Here is a 20,308-nt window from a genome sequence, read left to right as displayed (position 1 = left end):
GCACGTCCTACTAAGGCTTGGGAAAAGGTGTTATCGAGCCTTAGTTGAAGCTCGAAGTGGGCGATGCCACAGGCGAAACTAACCGGGCGTGTCAGGTGACCAAGATCGCCGAGCGCACCAGGGATGGCATCGCCGCCGCGCTCACGCGCAGGCATCCGGGCTGCCGGCCGTTCGGCAGGTCGGCCTGGGACGGTCAACGGTTTATCGCGAGCTGCGCCGCCCAGTCCTTCAGAGAACCATCTGATGGATACTCTCAGGGCAGATATCCCGCGCGGCTGGACATAGCCGACAGGACAACGTAAGTTCCGGAAGACCAATTTCCGGAACTGTTGTTGTTGCCTCCTAAATCTCCGTCCTTTGAGATTCCTGCCGGATCCGCCGATGCGGTGGCCGAAGTCCAACTCTGCGTCATGGTCGCGCCCCCCATTCGCGCCAGGGTCCGGGCAGTCGCCAAGGCACGTGGCCTAACCTTGCGTGCGCTGGTGCTGAGCGCCTTGCGCGATGCCGGGGTGCTGGACGAACTCGGCGACGTCGAGTTCGCCGATCGCCGTGCCACTCTCGCCGCTGCCAAGGCGCGGCTGTGGCGAGAGCGTGGCGGGGCATCGGTCGAGACAGCAGCCGCTCCGGACACCTCGCCGCCCCTCGGGCGAAAGCTCGGAGGCGGCGCCACCTGACGCCCAAGCATGCCTCCTGCGACGTGCTCCGAGCCGTCGCGCCGTTCTACGTCGCGCTCGAAGACATGCTCGACGATACCGGTGCCGGGCGATGGCTGCTGGACTGGCCGCGGCGCCGCAAGGCGGGGCTGATCCGCGCCGATCTGCGTGCCCTCGGGGTGGACGAGCCCGAAGCCTCCCCCGTGCACGCGGCGGTGGCCGATGCGTTGCCCTTCCCCTGGCACGCGGGCGCCGTCCTCGCCGTGCTCTCCGTCCTGGAGGGGGCAAAGCTGGGCGGCGCCGTGCTCGCCCGCCGCGTGGCGCATCTCGGTCTGACGCGGGATCACGGCGCGTCGTCCTTCGACCCTTACGGAGCAGACCGCGGCGCCATGTGGCATGAATACCTTCGCACCCTCCAGGATGCGGAACTCGCGCCGAACGAGGAGGCGGAGTTCGGCCCTTGCGCGGCCGCGACTTTCGCCCTGTTCGCCGTGCGGGTGCCCGCGCCTTGCTTGGCGCACTTTTGCATCCCGTCCGCGCCGGCCCCGTTGCCGTGACACCGCTGGACCGTGCTCCGCTCGCCGCCGACCCGACTGCGGGATGCGATCGCGAGCCCATCCACGTCCCCGGCAGCATCCAGCCGCACGGGCACCTGCTCGCCTTCGCCGGGGACCATCTCGTCCTCACCCACGCCAGCGCCGGCGCCGGGGCGGTGCTCTCGACCGAGGTTGCCGCCGCTTTCGGACGGCCAATCGGGCAGGTTCTCGCCGGTGCGCCGGTTGAGGCGATGCGCGACGGCCTGCACTGCCTGCCGGAGACCGGCCCGATGCAGCTCGGCCGCTTCCGTGCGGCCTCGGGCACAACCTTCCAGGCTATCGGGCACCGCTCGCCCTGCGGCCACACCCTGCTCGAGTTCGAGGCGGAGGCTGAGAAGGACGGGCTGGAGGCGCGGGCCACGCTCGAGGCGCTCTACCCCGGCGTCCGCGACGCCTTCGCCCGGCTCGGGCGCGCCACCTCGATTGAGGTGCTGGGCTCCACGGCCGCCGCGGCGGTGCGGCGCATCACTGGCTTCGACCGGGTGCTCGTTTATCGCTTCGAGGAGAACTGGGACGGCACCGTGGTCGCCGAGGACAGTAACGGGCGGCTGCCCGCCTACCTCGGCCTGCGCTTCCCGGCGTCCGACATCCCGGCGCAGGCGCGGCGGCTCTACGAGGCGAACCCGCAGCGCCTGATCGCCGACGCAGATTACGCGCCGGTGCCGATCCTGCCGGCGCGTCCCGGCGATGCTTCTCTCGACCTCACCTTCGCCGGCCTGCGCAGCGTCTCGCCCGTGCACCTCGAATACATGCGCAACATGGGTACGCCGGCCTCGATGTCGGTCTCCATCCTGCGCGCCGATGGCCGGCTGTGGGGACTGGTCTCCTGCCACCACGCGGCGCCGCGCCGAGTGCCCTTCGCGGCCCGGAACGCCTGCGACCTCGTGGCGCAGATGTTCGCTGTTCGCGTCGCGGCCCGCGAGGAGATGGCCTATGCCGAGGCGCGCACCCAGTTGAAGGGCCTGGAAGGGCGTTTGCTCGCGCGCATGGCAGCGGTGCCCGGGCGCCTGGAGGACGGGCTCCTCACGGTGCCGGCGGACCTGCTCGACCTGACGGGGGCCGCCGGCGCCGCGGTGCTGACCGAGGGCGGCTGCGTCCTCGCCGGGGCGACGCCGGCCGAGGATGAGGTGCGGCGCATCGCCAGTTGGCTGGCGGAACGGCGGACGGAGGAGGTCTTCCAGACCAACTCCTTGTCGGAGTTGCTGCCCGGGGCCGAGGGCTTCGCCGACATCGCGAGCGGGCTGCTGGCGGTGCCGGTCTCTAGGCTGCACCCGAGCTTTGTGCTGTGGTTCCGCCCGGAGGTGGTCCGCACCGTGACCTGGGGCGGCGACCCGCGCAAGCCGGCTGAACCCTCGCCCGACCGGCTGCACCCGCGCCGCTCCTTTGCGGCCTGGGCCGAGACGGTGCGCTTGCGCTCGGCGCCCTGGAGCGCCGCCGAGGTCGAAGCGGCGCGGGACCTGCGCAACGCGATTGTCAGCGTCGTGCTGCGCGGCGCCGAGGAGCGGGCCGAGCTGACCGATCGGCTGGAGCGGGTCAACAAGGAGCTGGCCGCGTTCTCCTATTCGGTTTCGCACGACCTGCGTGCCCCGTTCCGCCACATCGTGGGCTTCGCCGAGCTGCTGCGGGAGAGCGAAGGCAGCAGGCTCAGCGAACGGGGGCAACGGTACGTCGCCACCATCACCGAGGCGGCGGAGACTGCGGGGCGCCTCGTGGACGCGCTGCTGAACTTCTCGCAGATGGGTCGCACGGCGCTGGCCCCGGTCGAGTTCGACCCGATGGCGCTGGTGATCGAGGTGCGCCGGGCACTGCAGCCGGAGCAAGCCGGGCGTCACGTCGAGTGGCGGATCGGGCCGATGCCCGTCGTCTGGGCCGACCCCATCATGTTGCGGCAAGTGTTCCAGAACCTGCTGTCGAACGCGGTCAAGTACACGCGCGGTCGGGACCCGGCCGTGATCGAAGTCGGCTGCGAGGCCCTTGACGGCGAGTTCGTCTTCAGCGTGCGGGACAACGGTGCCGGCTTCGACATGGCCTATGCCCATAAGCTCTTTGGCGTGTTCCAGCGGCTGCACCGTGCCGAGGAGTTCGAGGGCGTGGGCATCGGCTTGGCCAACGTGCAGCGCATCGTCGAGCGGCATGGTGGCCGGATCTGGGCCGAGGGCAGGCTTGGCGAGGGCGCAACCTTCCACTTCACGCTCCCGCGGCACGATGCGCCCGGGCCGGAGGCATTCTGACATGGCGCAGCTAAGGCCCGTCCTGCTGGTCGAGGACAGCCCGAATGACATCGAGCTCACCCTGGCCGCGCTGGAGCGGAGCCGCCTGGCCAACCCGGTGGTGGTCGCGCGCGACGGCGTCGAGGCGCTGGACATCCTGTTCCGCCGCGGCAACGCGGTGGGTGGGTGCATGGCGCCACAGCTGCCCGCAGTGGTTCTGCTGGACATCAAGCTGCCCCGGGTGGACGGCCTCGAGGTGCTGGAGCAGATAAGGAAGGACCCGAGGACCCGGTACATCCCCGTGGTGATGCTGACCTCCTCACGCGAGGAGCAGGACCTCGTGCGGAGCTATGGCCTCGGCGTCAACGCCTTCGTGGTAAAGCCGGTCGGGCACCGCGAGTTCTTCCAGGCGATCCACGACATCGGCGCTTTCTGGGCCGTGCTGAACGAGCCGCATCCGATCTCCCCAGAGGTCCCCGACGCCGGCGGCGAGGTATGACGGCCCTGCCCAGCTTGGCGCCATCTGCTGAGCAGGCGGCCTGCCGCATCCTGCACCTTGAGGACAGCCCAATCGACGCCGAGCTGGTCGCCGCGCACCTGGCCCGGTCGGGCTTCGCCTGTGTGATCCGCCTCGTGGCGGAGCGGGACGCCTACACCGCCGCGCTGGCGGAGGGCGGCTTCGACCTGATCCTGGCCGACTACGTGCTGCCGGGTTTCGATGGCCTCGCGGCTCTGGAGCTGGCTTGCGAGCGCGCGCCCGAGACGCCCTTCATCTTCGTCTCCGGCACGCTGGGCGAGGAGGAGGCGGTGGAGGCGGTCAAGCGGGGCGCCACTGACTACGTGGTCAAGCAGCGGCTCGCGCGCCTTCCGATCGCGGTCAGACGGGCCATAGCCGAGGCGCGAGCTCGGGCCGGGCAGCACAAGGCGCTCGTGGCACTGCGGGAGAGCGAGGCCCGGCTGCGCCTGGCGCTGCAGGCCGGGCGGCTCGGCGCCTGGGAACTCGACCTTCGCAGCCGCGCGCTCACCGCCTCGCCGACCTGCCGGGCCAACTTCGGCTGGGCACCGGACGCGCCCTTCACCTACGACGACCTCTGCGCCGCGATCCATCCGGACGACCGGGAGCGGATGCAGGCGGCCGTGGCCCGCTCGGTCGCGGAGGGCTCGGACTACGACGTCGAGTACCGAGCCGTGTGGCCCGACGGCGCGGTGCGCTGGGTACAGGTCCGCGGCCGGCCGGAGCACGCCCCGGACGGGACACCACTGGGCATGGCCGGAGTCTCGCTCGACATCACCGAGCGGAAGATGGCAGAGGAGCGGCAGGCGCTACTGTCGCGCGAGGTGGACCACCGGGCCAAGAACGCGCTGGCGGTGGTCCAGGCGGCGCTGCGGCTGACCAGGGCGGCGGATCTGCCGAGTTATACCCGCGCGATCGAGGGCCGGGTCGCCGCCCTGGCGCGGGCGCAGACGTTGTTGGCGCAGGACCGCTGGACGGGCGCCGACCTGCGAACACTGCTGGAGGGGGAGCTCGCACCCTTCCTGGGCGGCGACGTAAAGCGCAGGGCGTTGAACGGACCGGAGGTCTCGCTACCGGCGAGAGCGACGCAGCCGTTGGCGATGGCCGTGCATGAGCTGGCCACCAACGCCGTGAAGTACGGTGCCCTGTCGGTGGCGAACGGCTGCGTGTCGGTGTCCTGGGCCGTCGAGCGGGAGCCGGGTGGACTGGCGCTGCTGCGGCTGCAGTGGGCGGAGGCTGGAGGACCGCCTGTGGCCGGTGCGCCAGCGCGGCGCGGCTTCGGCGGGCGGGTGCTGGACGGCACCGTGCGCGTGCAGCTCGGTGGCAAGGTCTCGCTCGCCTGGAAGCCAGCCGGTCTGGTGTGCAACATGGAGGTGCCGCTCGGGCTGATGGCCGACCCGCTCGGATCCGCACCCGGGCGCCACCTCGAAGGCGCGTAGCGGAGGCCCGACAAACAGAGCGCACGGCTTCGCGGCCCCTCGGCCGAGACCGCGGCCATGCTGTTTTGGACCCTGCTCGCGTCAGGTCAGATCAGCATGCGCAAGGTCGATGCCTGGCAGAGCTTCGGTCAGCCGCCCGCCAAAAGCATGATTGACCTCGCCGTCTGACGCGATACCGCCCTCGCGCCGACGTCCCGAACTGGGGTGATGATGCCGTTCGGTCGGCCCGCCCTCGCCATCTCATGCATCCAGCGCCGCCTTGGCTGCGTCATAGCTGTGGTAGCACCACCGATCCTCATGTGGTCACCGTCCGAGCTTCGGGCTGGCGCGCATGTAGTCCGGCAGCCGCCACGTGGCTTCGGCTGCCGGCATCCTAAAGAGCGTGCGTTCGACTTCCACGGCGAAGCCGCACTCCCGCAGAATGCGGGCCACCTCCTCCTGCAGCTGCTGCCAGGTCTCGGGTTCATTCGTCGTGATCATCGTGGTCCGCTGCCCGTCTGGCCGAGTCTGCTAAGGTAGCGTCAGTGGCTCCAGCGCTTTCACGGCGGCATCGACCGCCGCATCGCTAAAGAACTCCTTGTAGACGGTGCATTTCGGGTCGCGCGGGTCGAGCCTGCGCCTGAACACGTAGCGCGGCTGCGTCTTCATCGGCCGGACCGCGTCATGGAAGGCCTGGTTGATCTTCAACCCGGGCAGCCGCTTGCGAATGCGCGCGCAGAAGGCCGCATAGTCGAGCGGCCAGCCCGCCGCGACCTGCTCATCCGTGAGACGGACCTCCGGCGCGGCTGGCCCACCAGTAATCCGCACCGGGGTGGCGTCGGCGTTGCGGGCCCCGACGATGCGGGTCTCGACCTTTACCGAGGCGGCGTAGCGGCTCCCCGCCGTGACCGGGTACATGTCCCCGGCCCGGTCCAGATATGCCATGAGGTTCGCGGCCTGCTGGGAGCGCCGTCCCGGCACGGCGAGGCCCGGCGCCGTGGCCGCCTCGAACGACAGCGGCAGGATCATGAAGCGGTGCTGGCTCAGGTCCTCGTCGAACCACTCCCCCGCCGCGACGACGAAGTTGCGGATGCAGGCCGCACCGGCCTCGTGGGTCCGGCGCGCCATCTCCGGATCATCGTTCAGGAAGTGCATCGCGTTGTCGCGGATCTCCATGAGCGACACGATGTTGGCCTCGCAGGCCTTGTCCAGCTTCTGCTTGGGCAGCGCCGCGACCCGGCGCATCGCCTCGCCGAGGGATATGGTCTGCGGGTTCTTCGCCCGGTTCAGCTTGACCCGCAGGCGCTTCGTCGGCTTGCCGTCCTTGCCGGTGACGGGCTCGATCACCTGGATGGCCTTCAGCTTGTTGCCCGCTTCCTTCAGCAGGCGCGCTTTCAGCAGAAGCTCCCATGCGTTGACTGCGAGCATGGCGAAGGTCTCATCCCGGTGCGGCATGATCGGCTTGTTGTAGATCTCGATCGCCGCGACGCAGGCCGAGATGGCCTTGCGCACCAGCGCTTTGTGACGGGCCTCTCTCACAGCGCGATCGATCTCCGACGAGAAGGCGAGCGCTACCCCATCTCAACCCGAAAAATCAAGAACTTACGGCTGTATCGGTCGTCGGAGAGAGTCGTCCTGGGTGATGTCGGCCTTCAGCCTGCCGCCGCCTTGGCAGGGCCATCGATCGTCTCCGACATCTTGTCGATGACGCTGACCATGAAGCTCTCCCAGAACGCCTCGGGCACGCCCTCAAGCGTTTTTAGGTTCTCGATCGAGAGATAGCGGCACCGCATGTGCAAAGGGGTGCTCAGCGCCTCCGCGAAGGTGGGGCGGTGCAGCTCCGAGCGGACCTTTTCCCGCCGGACGCCCGGCGCGACGATATACATCTTCATGGCAATGTTCGGCTGCAGCGTGACCAGGTCGGACATGCGCAGCAAGCCGGAGTAGACGGATGTGGTGCATTCGACCTCGAAGGCCGCCTCGAAGTCGCCGTTGCGAAGCCAAAGGACGTCAATCAGCTCAATAAGATTCTGCACGCGCGGATTGTTCGACAGCTTCGGCAGCATATCGAGCATCACATCGCTGGCCGCTGATCCGTTTAGCGCTGCTAGTTTGGCGCGATCGTTCTTCGCCACCCACACGTCCCGACCGAGCTTGCGGCCGAGCTTCACCAGCAGCGCCTGTGCCGCATGGTGCTCCGTGGTCTCGGCCTGGTCTTGCGCCACCGCGACAGCGACGGCCGGCGGTACCACGACCGGTGCCGTCGTGATCGGTAAGGCGGGCGGGGCCGGAGCAGCGACGGTGATCAGCGGCGATGGCAAACGAGCCACCGGCTCCAACCCGGCCGCATCGATCTGCTTGGCAACTTTCGCCAGCTTCAGGATGGCGTCCACGACCTGCTTGCCGTCATCCGGCGGGAAGACGTTGCCCGAGCTTCCGACGCGGCCGCGGCTCGGCACCCGCCGCCCTTCATCGCGGCCCGCCATTGTCGGCAGAAATTCGAGGCTCAGATAACGGATGGCCTCGTCGGGCTCGAGAAACGCGAGGTTTTTGATGGGCAGCGTCAGGGGGAACTGGTTTCCCCAGACGACGCTGCCGCCGTCGCGCATCGCGTCAGTCACTTCCTGCACGCCGATAAAGGCAGAATCGGGTGACGACAGATAGCACAGCAGGAAGTCACCCTTGCTCATACGGGCAACTCGACCGCGCGCGCCGTCGGGGAAGCAGGCCTCCGACGGACTCCCAGCGTCCCGCCACTCTTTATAGGTTTTGCGGGAGAAGAGGCTGATCCAGTAGTTAGGCATTTTGGCGTCAGGTCCGGAATCGAGGCGAAAGCGCGGAGCGGCGCCGCCAGCAACCTATCAGTGCCCGGCAATCGGGAGGAGGGTCGTTCGCCGTTTTGACGAACCTCCATGTACAAAACCAACGCGTTTGCTCGTGCAACGGAAGCGGATTGACGGTTAGCCCGTCGGGTTGGGTCACGCATGCCTACCCCTGTGTCCTACATTCCACCCGACATTTTAACCGGGACATAAGGATTGTGCTTCACCTTTTGTCCCAGGTGTGCCACATACCTATAGACCTTTTGTCCCAGGATAGTCCCATGTCATTGCATCAACTGGTCGATCTGCCGGTCGAGGTCCGACACGGCCTGCAAAGCCTCAAGCACCACTATTCCGACCAGCAAATGATCGAGATCCGTGGGAATGAAATCGAGGTCAACTGGTCACCCAAGGTTTGGTACACGAGGAGCCTACTGCTCCCACTCATCGTCTTGACGACAGCGATAGATCCCGGTGCAGCTCAGGCACGATGGGCTGGGGTGAGGTTTGCACAGGCATTGGCGACCGCGCCCGACCTCGATGGACCTCAAAAGGACGTCGTGGCCTCGATGGCTAGCGTCGAACCGCCTGCGCCCGACAACTTTGATCGGTTCAGCTGGCGATGGGGACATTTGGCGGACGAGCTATGCGAATGGATCGACCGGCATTCGCTTGAGGGCTCTACCGTCACTGTTGACCGGCGTCGTCTGACAAGCGGTTCGCTCGATGCACATTATGCAGTGCGGCCGGTCGTGGCCAAGGACGAGATGCCGGTGATCCTCCGCAAACTTCCCGAGGTCAGGGCCCTCGCGGGAGTTGCTGTGCTATGCCTATACGATCCCGATGTGGCCCACAGCGTGTTCAAACGCCAGGCGAAGCTAAATCCTCCGGTTGTTGACGCCATCCTGCTCCTCAAGGAGGATTCAGGCAGCTACGACAATCTGCTGCGAATGGTTGCCGCGTATCGCGGCTGGTGAGGCTACTGTGCTTGTCGGGTATGCAAGGACGTCGACCGCTGAGCAGACGGCTGGGCTGGAGGCGCAAATCCGCGATCTTCGCGCTTTAGGCTGCGAGGAAGTCTTTGCCGAGCAAGTGTCGTCTGTGGCTAAAGCAAGGCCCCAGCTCGAAGCAAGTATGCAGTTCGTCCGTAAGGGCGATGTGTTGGTTGTGACCCGGTTAGACCGCCTTGCACGCTCGCTTCCTGATCTGCTGCGCATTGTCGATAAGCTGCGGGCAAAGGGCTGTGCATTTCGGTCGCTTGACCTGGGTGCCGACACGTCGTCAGCAACTGGCGAGCTGATCCTGCATATCCTGGGGTCTATCGCTGCGTTCGAGCGTCGCCTCCTTCTTGAGCGGCAGCGCGAAGGCATCGCCAAGGCCAAGGGGGAGGGTCGGTACAAAGGGCGTGCTCCGACTGTTCGTCGTCAAGCCGCCGAGATTTTGAAATTGAAGGCAGAGGGCGTAAACGTCTCGGAAATTGCTCGCCGCCTGGGTTGTCACCGGCGAAGCGTGCATCGAGTGATCAGTGAGGCTGAGACGGAGGGATAGCTACAGTCTACGGACTGTATGCTGGCGTCGTGGCCGGCTCAGGATCTCGCGTCGGCGCCATGTCGCGCACTGGTGCCTGCGTGTTGCTGGCATTGATTGCAGCTTGTAGCGAGGCGGCTTCGGCAGGCAGTAAGTCCGCCTCGTATCTCTCAAGCTCTGCCAGTAGCTTGGGTGCGGCCTCATGGGCCATTTTGAAGATGTCCCACTTCTCGCCCTTCCGAAATGCCAGTTCCGCTCGCCGTGCTTGGTACTCGGTCACGTCAACGGCGGTTCGCAGACCGGACAGGGCGGCCGTGTTGCCCAGGCGAACGGCCTCGGCAAGGTTTCGGCGGGCATCGAGCACGTCCCGGTCGAGTTGTTCAAATCGCTCGGGATGGCTGCGGCGTACTAAAGCGGCCCATCTCGCATCCAGGTTGCCGGATCTAGGCTTATCCATCAGGCCTCGGGCCGATCGCTTTCCCAACCGGTGCTGTATCTCTGACAGACGCTCGCGAAGCAGCTGCAGTTGATTCTGTGCCTCGGCAACGGACCCTAGATAAGCGGGGGTCGCAGGCATATAGGCCGCCGCCTCCTCCATCTCGCGGTATTCCGCAAGGCGCCTAGCGTGGATCTCGGCGTCACGGACGCCGGCTGCCTGCAGAGTACGGCGGACCGCCCGCACGTCTGCTTCCCGCTCAGCTTGGCTGGAGGGCGTGGTGGCAAGCTGGTCGGCATCCCGAGCCGGTCGGCGGTTGGGGTATTGGGTAGCAGGCGGGGGCGTTGCCGATGTTCGGGTCTCGTTCATTGGCTGGGATCATAGGAGGCGGTGGGCTGCCTTGAGGTAAATGGCGCCTACCCGCTCCGGATAGCTGGCGCTCTTCGAGGTCGGTCACATCCCCCTATAAGGGCGCGGTAGCCCATACAGCGCCATCTGGCGCCCTTTGGCGCCGTTCTGCCTTTCCTGGCTGCAGCCTAGATTGGCGGCCAGTGGGGAGGCCCTATGGCCCCCTTGGCCGGCTGATGGGAGGAGGCGGCGCGTAGCTCAATCTCGGTAAGCGGCTGCGGACCTCGGTGGGGAATAGCGATCTGCCGTTCTCGGCTTGCCTCTGCCCCGGCTTCCTCGTGTTCCTGGTGCGATGGCTGCGGCTGCTCCGGCGGCACGTCAATGGTGAGCTCTGCGATCGCGCCGACATGCAGCGTGAGCCAGGCCAGTAGGTCAGGCACTGCGGATGGGTCATAGGCAAGGACTGCTGGTTTGCAGCCGGGGCCCTCCCGTCGATACGTCGCTCGGACCAGTGGAGCGGTCAGCGCTGGCGGCTCGCCGGATGCTGCACGATGGCGCTGCCATGCCATTTTTGAGGCGCTGGGGGTATTCCAGACGGCGTTGTAGGCCCTTGCCGCGTCTGTCGGAGAGGCGAGTGCGACGCCGCCGATGGCCAGCATCAGGTCGGCTGGGCTGGGTGCTAACGCCTCCCAAGTCACTAGCTCGACGGGCAATGGGATCGGTCGGTCGGTTAGAATCAGGACGTTAAGCGCATTGGCAGACGTGCGGTTGACGCCGCGGCCTCTGCCAGTGATTTGGACCAGCTCCCCCTCACAGATTTGCCGCCGAATGGCCTCGGCTACGGGATCTGGGTGTTGCTCCGTCTCGACAACGCGGGTAGTCCCGTCGTTGAGCTCGATGCAGACGGGCACCCGCGGCAAGCGGCCTTCCACTGGATTGCTGACCGCCGCGCCAGTGAGAGCGCCGGCCATGCGTTCCACATCCCCTGTCCGGGGCATGGTCCGCCCGACGACAACCAGGCTTGCCACGTTGCGCCACTCGTCGCGGCCCGCAACGGCGTTGTGGTGGGCAAGATCCACATAGGTCGGGACGGCACACTCGTCGCGCCAAACTGCCTTGACGGCCTGCTGGGCAACGATGAGGCCCTTACGCCCTCCGTGGCTCCGCACGGCTGCTAGTGCGACGGCGAGAGCCGCACGGGCATTGTACTCGCGGCGACCTTCCTCGACCTCATCGCCTGCGCAGAACTCGTCCACAACCAGTCGGGACTTGGGTAGATCGCGGCCGGTGAGCTGCAGGATGCGCATCCAGGGCGCCTCAGCCTCGATCTCGGCTGTAACCTCAACTTGGGGCCAATACGGGCGGAGCAGGAGCGGATCTAGTGTGGCGTCCAGATGGATCGTTGGGACAAGCCACCCCTTCGCTAGGCTGCGGCGTCCCCGCAGCCGAACGATGCGTTGGGGACCGGCGTCTGTCGGCTGTGTCTCTAATGCGATCCAGCCACTCGCCTCTGGACCATCCGATGCAACGAGCTTGCCCAACGCCGCGAAAAAGCGGCCGAGCTTCATAACCGTGGCGTTCTCGGCCACTTCTGCCACTGCTGCTTTACGATCTGCGGGGGTCATGTCCGGCCGTAAATCGGGGTCGGCCTTCCTCCGCCAGGTCAACGCCACACCGTCTGCGGCGGTGCAATCCAATATGTCAGCAGCGAGCATGGCGTCCCGACGCAGTGGGCCGTCCTGCAGCGTGCAAAGGGCCATGCTGACACGTTGGTGCACGTCGCGAATGCGGGCGGTATCGATGCCCTGGCGGTCGCCTGGGATGCTGACAGTTGGCCGCAGAGCTTCAAGCGAGAGAGTGATGCCTCGGCCCGAGACGCCTTCTAGGCCGTCCTGCCACGCTGCTTCGTCAACAACCAGAAAAGCGAGATTTCCGATTGCCTTGGGCTTCTGCGAGTAGATTAACTCGTGTGGCACAATCATGAGGTCGGGCCTCTGAACAGCCTGCCGCTGATAGCCACACTCGTCGAAGAAGGGGCAAAGGATCTCAGTTCTCTCGCCGCTGTCCTTGTCACGCCGAACCTGTCGGCAAACTGATGTCTGGACCGTGGCGCCGACTGCTTGTGCGTCCGCCACGGCCTCGAGGTTGCGGCACATCGCAAAGCCCGGTGCTTGCGGATCGGGCGCCCTCCGGCCTCGCCACACCGCCGCGCTAAGACCATTAGCCCGGCTTTCAGGCAGTGCCTCAAATCTACGAGCCTGCTCGTCACCTAGCGCGTGGGTTGGCACAGCAAGGGCTGCCGTGCGCAGGTCGCCTCGGTGACGCATGGCGGCCAACTCGCGGGCGATCATGCGTCGCGCATTTTCTGACTTACCAATGCCTACGCCAACCCTGATCGCATGGACCGGAGGAGGCATGGCAGGCTCATCGGCGGCCTCTGTATCGCCGCCCTCCTGAGGCGGGGTCCAAGCCCCCGCAGCCACCATAAAGCGGTCCAGTGCCTCAGTAAGCCGCACGCGGGCTTCGGACAGCGGCACCCGATGAATCGTCGGTGCGGGTGTTTCAACGTCCGCCCGCGCTGCGGCAAGACGGCTCTGCACGGCCGCCATCCCGTCACGCTGCAGAGTGTCATTAAGGTCGGATTTGTCCCCGCGCCGTTCTGCCCATGGCCAAGCGATTGCAATTTGATGGCCCGCGGCCTGCCAGGTTGCGATCCCCTTACGGAGGGTTTTGGCAGCTGGATGGTGGTGCGGATCGTCGTCAGCACAAACCAATAGCGTCGCACCATCCGGCGGGAGGATCTTGGCGATCGATCCAAGCGCGACCCACGTCTCAACACCGGTAGCGGCCCAGACAGAGAGAGCGGTCTCAGGTCCCTCGGCGAGCTGGAGCCACCGTACGGCGGCACCCGTCACAGCGCTGCGCTGTTCGGCGGGCTCGTCCTGCTGTGGCCGGGCGGTGAGCCGAACAACCGTACCGGAACCGGCGAAGGCCCCGTAACTGCGCTTTTGCTCGCCATCCGGGGCAGGCTTGTCGAGCCGCTTGCGGGCCTCTGCGTCCAGGAACACAGCCTGCACCGCGCGCACCGCGCCGGTATCGTCGGTAGCCGCCAGGATCAGGGCTTGCCGGCCTTGGTGGAACCTCACGGCCTCGGGCCAGCCGCCGGCTGGCATGGGGATGCCGCGGGTGCGGGTCAAATAAACCTCGGCCAGGGTGCCGGCGACTGGCACAGCCTCAGCCCATAGCCGCCGCGCGAAGCCGATCCGGCGGGCGGTTTCGGCACTGGCCTCAGCCTGCCTAGCAGCCTGAGTCGTCCGAGGGGCGATCTGGCGGACAGGCCGGACCCCTTCGGGCAAGCCAAGATGGGCGCGGGCCCATTCCACAGCACGGGCGAAATCGCCGCCGTTCTGCCGCCTAATAAGCCAGAAGAGGTCGCCGCCATCTCGCGCAAGGTGATCGTAGACAAGCCCCTGCCGTGGGCCAGCCACATCAACTGCTAGGGCCTTCCCGCTGCCCCATCGCCATTGGCTGCGCCCACCCCCGAGGGTCGGCTCTCCTAGCAGGGCAAGCGCAACCGAGCGCACGGAGGCTCTAAGGGCATCCCGTAGATCGTCTAGCGCGTCATCGGCGCTTGCGGCGCCATCAAGCGGCATGGTGGTCGCGACCTTTGGATCACGATCCGCCCCGGGACGTGGCTCGAACCCTTGCCGTGAGCCGCACTTTCGCGCATATTCCGCGAGAGAGAGAGTGGTTGTGCGGCTCCGAGCTTAGTACGGGGTTCGGGTCACCTACCAAGACAGTTCAGGTTAAGGGCAAGCCCCGGCGTTGGAAGCGCCGGGGTTTTCTCGTTAAGCGGTCTGCATCTCTTTCTTGTTGTCTTTGTCGAAGGCATTGCGCAACGCTTCCTCAACGATTGAGGTAAGCGTGCGACGGCTCTTGGCAGCCTGCACGCGGACAGTGGTCATTATGTCCGACGGCAGATGGAAGGCCACCCGCTCGCACTCCTGGTTGCGAGTTGGGCGACCACGGCCTCGCCGGGGTTTGGTCTGATCGTCGTGCGGCATGGAAGCCTCGTGGAATCGATGCGGACTGATACTAGCCCCCCAAATTATTGACACAAGAAAAAAAGCAAATGTCTTGATGCCTCACATCCGCCTTCGCTGGGCAACTCGTCCACAGAGTCCACAATCCGCCGTAGCGGAGCCGGCCCTTATGTGGCCGGCGCAGCGGAGACGGGTTGTGGGCCCCTGTGGGCGAGCAGACGGACAGTGGAGCCCGCGCCTTCCTTCCTTCCCAGGCAGGGAAGGCTAGAGCGTGTTGCCCCGGCTCCGCGGCATCTTCAACACTGGCGTCTGTGCGGCTTCGCGGGCCTGCTCGACAGCCTGGCCGAAAGCCCGGCTTTCAGTCGCACGAGCTGCGGCCATCAGCGTCTCCGGGGTGATAGCCTGCTCTGCCATGCCTTGACGGATCGCCTGGGCTGCCTCGGCGTAGCTGCGGGCGGGTGAGCCTGCCGGGGCTGCGGCAGCGGCCTCTGGCGAGCCTGCTAGGCGGTCGCGGACACGCTCAATGGCGGCCAGCACGTCGCCGGCTTTCCGCTGCGAGCCATCCAATCCGGCCCGCTCCGCCAGATGCTGGGCCCGCTGCTCGACGGTCAGCCCGGCCGGCACTCGATCCTCGAGGGCTTCGAGCAACGCTCTCTTGGCCTCGGCACGGTTGCCGGGAGGGGCGGCCCGGATTTCATCGGCCAGCGAAAGCCTGCCTGTGTCGACGGCGCGACGGACCTCGAGGATGACATCCTCGGCGCCACGGGACCGGCGGGCCAGCTCTGCCAGCGCCCCCTTGCCGGCGATCGCGTTCTCGCGGATTGCGAGCCAGTCCGCACCCTGGCGGCCCTCGCTGGCAAGCATTCGGCCCGCTTCGCCGTCGGCGGTCTTTACCTCGGCTGCAAGCCTGGCGAGGTAGGTTTCAACCCGTTCTGCCGCACCCCAAGCCGCAACCGGCGGCTGGACTACGATAGGCCGTTCGTCGCGCCTGGCTTCCTCGGTTCGACGCACCGCGTCGTTCTTCGCGGCATCCGATCGGGTGTATGTCTCGCCGCGCTTCGCTGCTTCAGCCATGGCGATCGCTTCCTTCGCATCTGCTGCGCCCAGTCGGCGTAGCCATTCCTTGTTCTGAGCCTGATGCAGTATCCACTCGCGCTCACTCGGGAGCGTGAGTTGTGGTGCCTCGCGTCGTAGCTGCGCGATCACATCGGGAACTTTGCTGCGGCCCGACGCGCTGGCCCGCTCGAACGCGGCACGGCGGCGCTCTGCAAAGCCCTTCCAATCGGCGGCGGCGGTCACGTTGAAAACTGCCATCCGCGCGTCCCGTGTCGGTGGGCTGTGTGCACTGGCAATCTCCTGCCGCCGGCCCTTGTGGCGCGACCGCAGAACCTCTTTCCGTAGCCACCACTCGGCTCGAGCCACGATGCCCGGTCTGCGAAGGCGATCCACGGTTTCGCTAATCCGCCGCTCGTGCGCGGCGACCCTTACTGCATGAGCTGCAATCTGACGCTTCGCGTCCCGCTCAAAGGCTCGGCGTATCAAGTCACCGGGCATCTGGCCCCGTGCAGGTGCGAGTTTATCTCGTAGGCTCTGCATCGTAGTCACCACGGCAACCATGCGGGCCTGCCGCTGTGCCGCCTGGGCCTGGGTGGGAATGTGGGAGTATGATGCGCCAAGCACCTTCCCCACAAAACCGGCCCGTTTGGCTGCTGCCTTAGCGGCCCGGTCCATGGCAGCAACGTCGCGGTCGTACAAGCGGCGCTCCTGCGAGCCGTCCGGCATCCTGACCGTGACGCCCTGGCGCTCACGAAGCTGATCCAGAAGTTCGCGGTTGCTGACCCGGATTTCCTTCTCGCCCAGGTCGGCTGCCTTCCGGCCGAGGGATGCGAGAACGGCGTCCTGGGTCCCCTCGGCTGCCATCTGCATCCGGCTTTCCGCGGTCGTCGGCACCTCCCGCCCGTCCGCCGAGGTAGCAAATGGGTCGCCGCTGTGCAGCCAAGCCTTTTTGTCCTGGACGTAATCAGATGCGTTCAGGCCGTCGCTGCTGAGTTTGGCGGCGGACAAGAACGCTTTACGGATCGCGTCCTCCGTGGCCTGCTCGCCGTTCTCTGCTAGTCGCTCCGCGATGGCGGCCGAATCAACGTAGCCGCGCACGTCCTCGACGTGCCGGGTAAACGCGACATAGGCGAGATCGGCGGACATGCCGTCTCCGGCATACACAAACGTCTGTCCGACTGTCTGCCCTTGAGACTTGTGAACACTGAGGGCGTAGGCGTGTTGCAGGACCGGTAGTAGCGGCGCTTGGTTCTGCTCGTCCCCCTGCCCTTCCCGACGTGGTGGCGTCAGTTCGGACAGGCGGAAGAACAGTTCTTGGCCTGTCCGATCCAGCCGCAAACGGAGCTGGGGATCGGCACCAGGCTCAAACCCCACAACGGTCGCTACGTCGCCATTGACGGCCTTGCGGGCCTCCTCGGGGCCTACGGTCAGCCCGATCATCACCCGGTCGCCGGCCCGGACCTCCATATCTCGAGCCTCGCCGCTGCCGTCCCGGCCGCCGGAGTGTTGGGTCCGAAGGGTGATGGTGTCGGGTCCGAGAGCGCCGCTTTCCATAAGGCGTTCGCGCAGTGTCCGATTGAGCTGGTGCACGTCAGCATTGCGACTGGCCAGCACAATCCGGCTTCTATCGGGATGTGCCTGGAGGCTAGCCATGTAATCGTCAGCGAGACGCTTCATAGCATCAAAGCGGTCGGCCGCGAACGCAATGTGCCCCTTCGCATCGTAGCGGGCCAGGCCCTCAACGCTGTTACCAAGTGCAAACTGGTAGCTGGCCTTCCGCATCCATTCCTCGGACTGCCGCCGGATCTCGTCCATGCGTGCAACGCCGATCGTGTCCGCCACGGCGGCGAAGGCCGCGCCTGGCTCTACGCTCTTGAGCTGCTTCCGGTCGCCCGCGAGGATTACGGTTACGCGGTGCTGTCGAGCATGGCGCAGCAACGCGGCAAGATCGGACGATGAAGCCATACCGGCTTCGTCCAAGAGCAAGGCAACGCGCTCACCGAGGTAGCGAACCCCTCGGTCTCCGCCGCCAGGTGGGGGGTTTCCGAACCGGATGCGGCCGGATTCCAGTCCCAGCACAAACCCCTGCAGGGCCCGGGCACTCTCAAGCTGAGCGTCGCGTCGAATAATGTCGGCGGCCTTCCAGGACGGGGCGATGCCGATACAGGTCAGCCCGCTCGCCTCTGCTGCTTCCTTGATTGCCCCCGTCGTGAATGATTTTCCGGCACCGGCCGCGCCCTCAATAACCACCACGCCGTCACCGTTCGCCGCTCGGCGGACGGCTGCCGCCTGCTGTTCGCTAAGGTTTCGGCGCTTCTTCGGATCTGGCTCGGCGGCGGCTCTGGCGGCAATCGCAGCAATAACACGCTCGGCCGCGGCCTCCTCGATGTAAGAGCCTCGGCCCCGGTTGCGGTCACGCTCGCCGCGGCGCTCTGCAGCGTCGAGAATCATGCATCGCTCGCGGTCCAGGACTTGGCGGGTTGTCCACACAGCCTCGCCAGCCTGGGTCTTGCCTGGCAGCAAGATCAGCTTGCCGCTGGCAACCGCTTGGTCAAACTCCGCATGAGCGCCGGCCGCGCCAATCCCGCGCACCTGGGCTTCCTCGGCCACCAGGCGCCGCAGCATCCTCTCTGTCACCACGGCATTGCGGGACAGAGCTGCGTCGATCGCTGCCTCGGCCGCGCTCTTGCGGGGCGCCTGTTCCTCAGCAACCTTCTTGGCCGCTGCCTCTTGCACCAGCCGTAGCACGTCCTCACGGGAGTGACCGCATGCGGCCAGTTCCGCAAGCCACCGTTTCTCAAGGTCGGTGATGCCCGGCACCTTGCTCTTGGTGGCCCGCGTCTGCTTAGTGATCCGGTCCTTCAGTTCCCGCTGCCCCTTGCCCTTAATGGGCTGGGCAGTAGTGGCGTCTACCTCGCCGCGAAGGGCGCCGTCAGTGTCCGGGGTCCGCGCTTCGGCGTCAGCCGCATTGGCGCCTTTCTCCAGCGCGGCCTTTACCCGGTCAAACTCGGTGAGGATGACCTTGCGCCGCTTGCTCCACGTTGCCACCAGATTGTCAGGGACGCCGGCAACCTTGAAACTGCGGCCGTCCTCCTCCAGTGCAGCTCCGATCCTCGCCTGCGTCCGTGCCGCCAGTTCGGCACGGAACACTGCGCCGGCGTACGTTTTCCACGCATAAAGGCCGGGGCTATCCAGCGTGCCGGTGCTGCCGTCGGCTCGGACACACACGTTGCCGATGACCGAGTGGCAATGGAGCTGGGGATCGCCGCTGCGAGCCGTGTTCTGTGGGAACAATGCAACCGCTACGTCCGCGGCTTGCTCCCGCACTGTGCTGCCCGCGCCTGTGCGAGTGACGAACACGCCGCGGTCCGCCAGGCTCTTTAGAGCCGCCCTCGCGCTTTCGGCTATGTCCTCCATGATCCTCTGCCGCTCCGCTGCGTCAGAAGTGGCCCAGATTGCCGAGACCGACTTGGGCGCCGAGAATGTCATATCCCAGCCATGGACACGGCTTCGTCCAGCCTGCTGCTGAACCAGTGATGCCGAGCCGTCGAGGCTCCTGCCGTCCAGCAAGTTGGTAAGCTGGCCGGGGTGGATCGGTGCGTTGTCCGCCGCGAGCTGACCCGTAAGGCTGAACCACCGGGCGAGGGGAGCTGACGGGTCCGCCATCTGGTAGCCTTCAGTGGCTTCGGCGGTGCCGGACTTCCCGGCCTCCCGCGCCGCAGTCCGGCGGTCCTGCTCCATCTCTTTGAGGATGGTGTCGTAATATTTTGAGGCGGCTGCGCCAGTGAGCGCGGATTTGCCGCCTCCACCGATCTTCTTCAGGGATGCGACCACAGCAGCCTCCTAACAGCGAACGAGCAAGGGCTTGCCTGTCCTGCCTTTGCTTGTGACAGCCGGCCGGGCTGCGCCGACTTGGTTTAGGGTGAGCATGAGAGGATGCAGGCTGGGGTCGCCGCTGCGAGGACGATCCCGCTCCATCTCCTTGAAGCCGGATTCGTAATAGCCGGCGATGGCTGCCGATCTGTGGAAGGGCCGGAGCGTGAGCATTGGGTTCCTCCCCCCTCAGCCTTCGGCCTCAGCGGCCATCCCATAGCGAGCTGCTACATCGGCCGCGACGGTCCCGATCCCGTCCGCAATGGCTGCCAGGTTCTCGCGGATTTCGGTCTGGGCCTCGGCCTGGACGACTACGGAAGGCACCGCCGAGGCCAGGACCTCCGCCGCCCGCTCGAAGGTCACCGCCGCTGCGGCCAGGCGGTCGACGTAGGACTGCGCAAGCATCGCGGAGACGGCCATAGGCACAGACACCGTTGCGTCCAGCGCGGCTTGCTTGGCCGGCGTCATCATGCCTGCCAGCTCCGCTACAGACGCGGAAGGTAGCGGGGTCGCCAGGTAGGCGCGGATCGCCCGAAGGGTGATCTCGCTCGGTTTCACTCTCTCGGCCTGGGCGCGAGCGTCCAGAGCCTCGGCGTCCTGCTTGGTCAGGAAAGCCCAAGCACGCGACTTGGCGCCCTCCTGGCCCTCAGTCTCCGCGGTGGCGGTCTTGGTCTTGGCGGGCATGGCGGCCTCCTGGTCAGTGACGCACGCGGTCCCGGCGTGCCTCTGGCGGCGAGCCTCAGTTGCCCGGTGGTGCCGTGAGGCACCGGCCCGGGAAGGCCCCCGGCTCTCGGAGGGCCATACTGGCGGGG

At 66.5% G+C, this 20,308-nt stretch carries 15 protein-coding genes and 1 pseudogene; 8 read left to right on the top strand and 8 right to left on the bottom strand.

What is annotated here, in order from left to right:
* The first annotated feature begins 410 nt into the window (after positions 1–410).
* From BLR02_RS28945 to BLR02_RS28940, 6 genes and pseudogenes are all read left to right on the top strand, one after another.
* A complete protein-coding gene (locus BLR02_RS28945; protein WP_176849791.1) occupies positions 411–674 on the top strand; it encodes a hypothetical protein in 264 nt (87 codons plus the stop codon).
* Between the two features lie 23 nt (positions 675–697).
* Positions 698–1,210, top strand: coding sequence for a biliverdin-producing heme oxygenase (locus BLR02_RS24415; protein ID WP_090664992.1), 513 nt, complete (start codon positions 698–700; stop codon positions 1,208–1,210).
* The gene (locus BLR02_RS24410) at positions 1,207–3,480 is read left to right on the top strand and encodes an ATP-binding protein (RefSeq protein ID WP_245704941.1); all 2,274 of its coding nucleotides are present in this window, start codon (positions 1,207–1,209) and stop codon (positions 3,478–3,480) included. The genes BLR02_RS24415 and BLR02_RS24410 overlap by 4 nt, the downstream gene beginning before the upstream one ends.
* Before the next feature lies 1 nt (position 3,481).
* Positions 3,482–3,958, top strand: coding sequence for a response regulator (locus BLR02_RS24405; protein ID WP_090664991.1), 477 nt, complete (start codon positions 3,482–3,484; stop codon positions 3,956–3,958).
* Positions 3,955–5,412: an HWE histidine kinase domain-containing protein gene (locus BLR02_RS24400; protein ID WP_090664990.1), complete on the top strand. Its 1,458-nt coding sequence runs from the start codon at positions 3,955–3,957 to the stop codon at positions 5,410–5,412. Before BLR02_RS24405 ends, BLR02_RS24400 begins: the two co-directional genes overlap by 4 nt.
* 36 nt (positions 5,413–5,448) lie before the next feature.
* Positions 5,449–5,580, top strand: a pseudogene (locus tag BLR02_RS28940) (IS256 family transposase); the annotation flags it as partial.
* 135 nt (positions 5,581–5,715) lie between these two features.
* Here the strand turns inward: BLR02_RS28940 and BLR02_RS29755 are convergent.
* The 3 genes from BLR02_RS29755 to BLR02_RS24390 all read right to left on the bottom strand — a co-directional run bounded on the left by BLR02_RS29755 (position 5,716) and on the right by BLR02_RS24390 (position 8,081).
* Entirely contained in the window at positions 5,716–5,892 is a 177-nt protein-coding gene (locus BLR02_RS29755; RefSeq protein WP_176849789.1) for a hypothetical protein, read from the bottom strand.
* A 30-nt stretch (positions 5,893–5,922) separates the two neighbouring features.
* Positions 5,923–6,903: a DUF3644 domain-containing protein gene (locus BLR02_RS24395; RefSeq protein ID WP_090664989.1), complete on the bottom strand. Its 981-nt coding sequence runs from the start codon at positions 6,901–6,903 to the stop codon at positions 5,923–5,925.
* A 140-nt stretch (positions 6,904–7,043) separates the two neighbouring features.
* On the bottom strand, positions 7,044–8,081 hold the full coding sequence (locus tag BLR02_RS24390) for a hypothetical protein (RefSeq protein ID WP_143018283.1): 1,038 nt from the start codon (positions 8,079–8,081) through the stop codon (positions 7,044–7,046).
* A 413-nt stretch (positions 8,082–8,494) separates the two neighbouring features.
* Here BLR02_RS24390 and BLR02_RS28935 point away from each other — a divergent pair, with 413 nt between their 5' ends.
* Together BLR02_RS28935 and BLR02_RS24385 are read left to right on the top strand one after the other, a co-directional pair.
* A complete protein-coding gene (locus BLR02_RS28935; protein ID WP_143018282.1) occupies positions 8,495–9,190 on the top strand; it encodes a hypothetical protein in 696 nt (231 codons plus the stop codon).
* A 7-nt stretch (positions 9,191–9,197) separates the two neighbouring features.
* Positions 9,198–9,761, top strand: a complete 564-nt coding sequence (locus tag BLR02_RS24385; protein WP_090664987.1) for a recombinase family protein — start codon at positions 9,198–9,200, stop codon at positions 9,759–9,761.
* Between the two features lie 7 nt (positions 9,762–9,768).
* On the opposite strand, the gene BLR02_RS28930 is transcribed toward BLR02_RS24385, so the two are convergent.
* From BLR02_RS28930 to BLR02_RS24370, 5 genes are all read right to left on the bottom strand, one after another.
* Entirely contained in the window at positions 9,769–10,545 is a 777-nt protein-coding gene (locus tag BLR02_RS28930) for a hypothetical protein (protein ID WP_143018281.1), read from the bottom strand.
* 167 nt (positions 10,546–10,712) lie between these two features.
* Positions 10,713–14,177 (bottom strand): DUF7146 domain-containing protein, encoded by a 3,465-nt coding sequence (locus BLR02_RS24380; RefSeq protein WP_090664986.1) that lies wholly within the window; start codon positions 14,175–14,177, stop codon positions 10,713–10,715.
* Positions 14,178–14,372: 195 nt separating this feature from the next.
* Positions 14,373–14,588 (bottom strand): hypothetical protein, encoded by a 216-nt coding sequence (locus BLR02_RS28925; RefSeq protein WP_143018280.1) that lies wholly within the window; start codon positions 14,586–14,588, stop codon positions 14,373–14,375.
* Positions 14,589–14,831: 243 nt separating this feature from the next.
* Positions 14,832–19,457: a MobF family relaxase gene (gene mobF, locus BLR02_RS24375; RefSeq protein ID WP_090664985.1), complete on the bottom strand. Its 4,626-nt coding sequence runs from the start codon at positions 19,455–19,457 to the stop codon at positions 14,832–14,834.
* A gap of 228 nt (positions 19,458–19,685) precedes the next feature.
* Positions 19,686–20,180 (bottom strand): hypothetical protein, encoded by a 495-nt coding sequence (locus BLR02_RS24370; protein WP_090664984.1) that lies wholly within the window; start codon positions 20,178–20,180, stop codon positions 19,686–19,688.
* Positions 20,181–20,308: the final 128 nt, after the last annotated feature.

Origin of the sequence: Belnapia rosea, assembly GCF_900101615.1 — a bacterium.
Classification (GTDB): Bacteria; Pseudomonadota; Alphaproteobacteria; order Acetobacterales; family Acetobacteraceae; genus Belnapia; species Belnapia rosea.
Note: the sequence above shows the minus strand (reverse complement) of the source record. Positions and strands in the feature narration are given on the sequence as shown.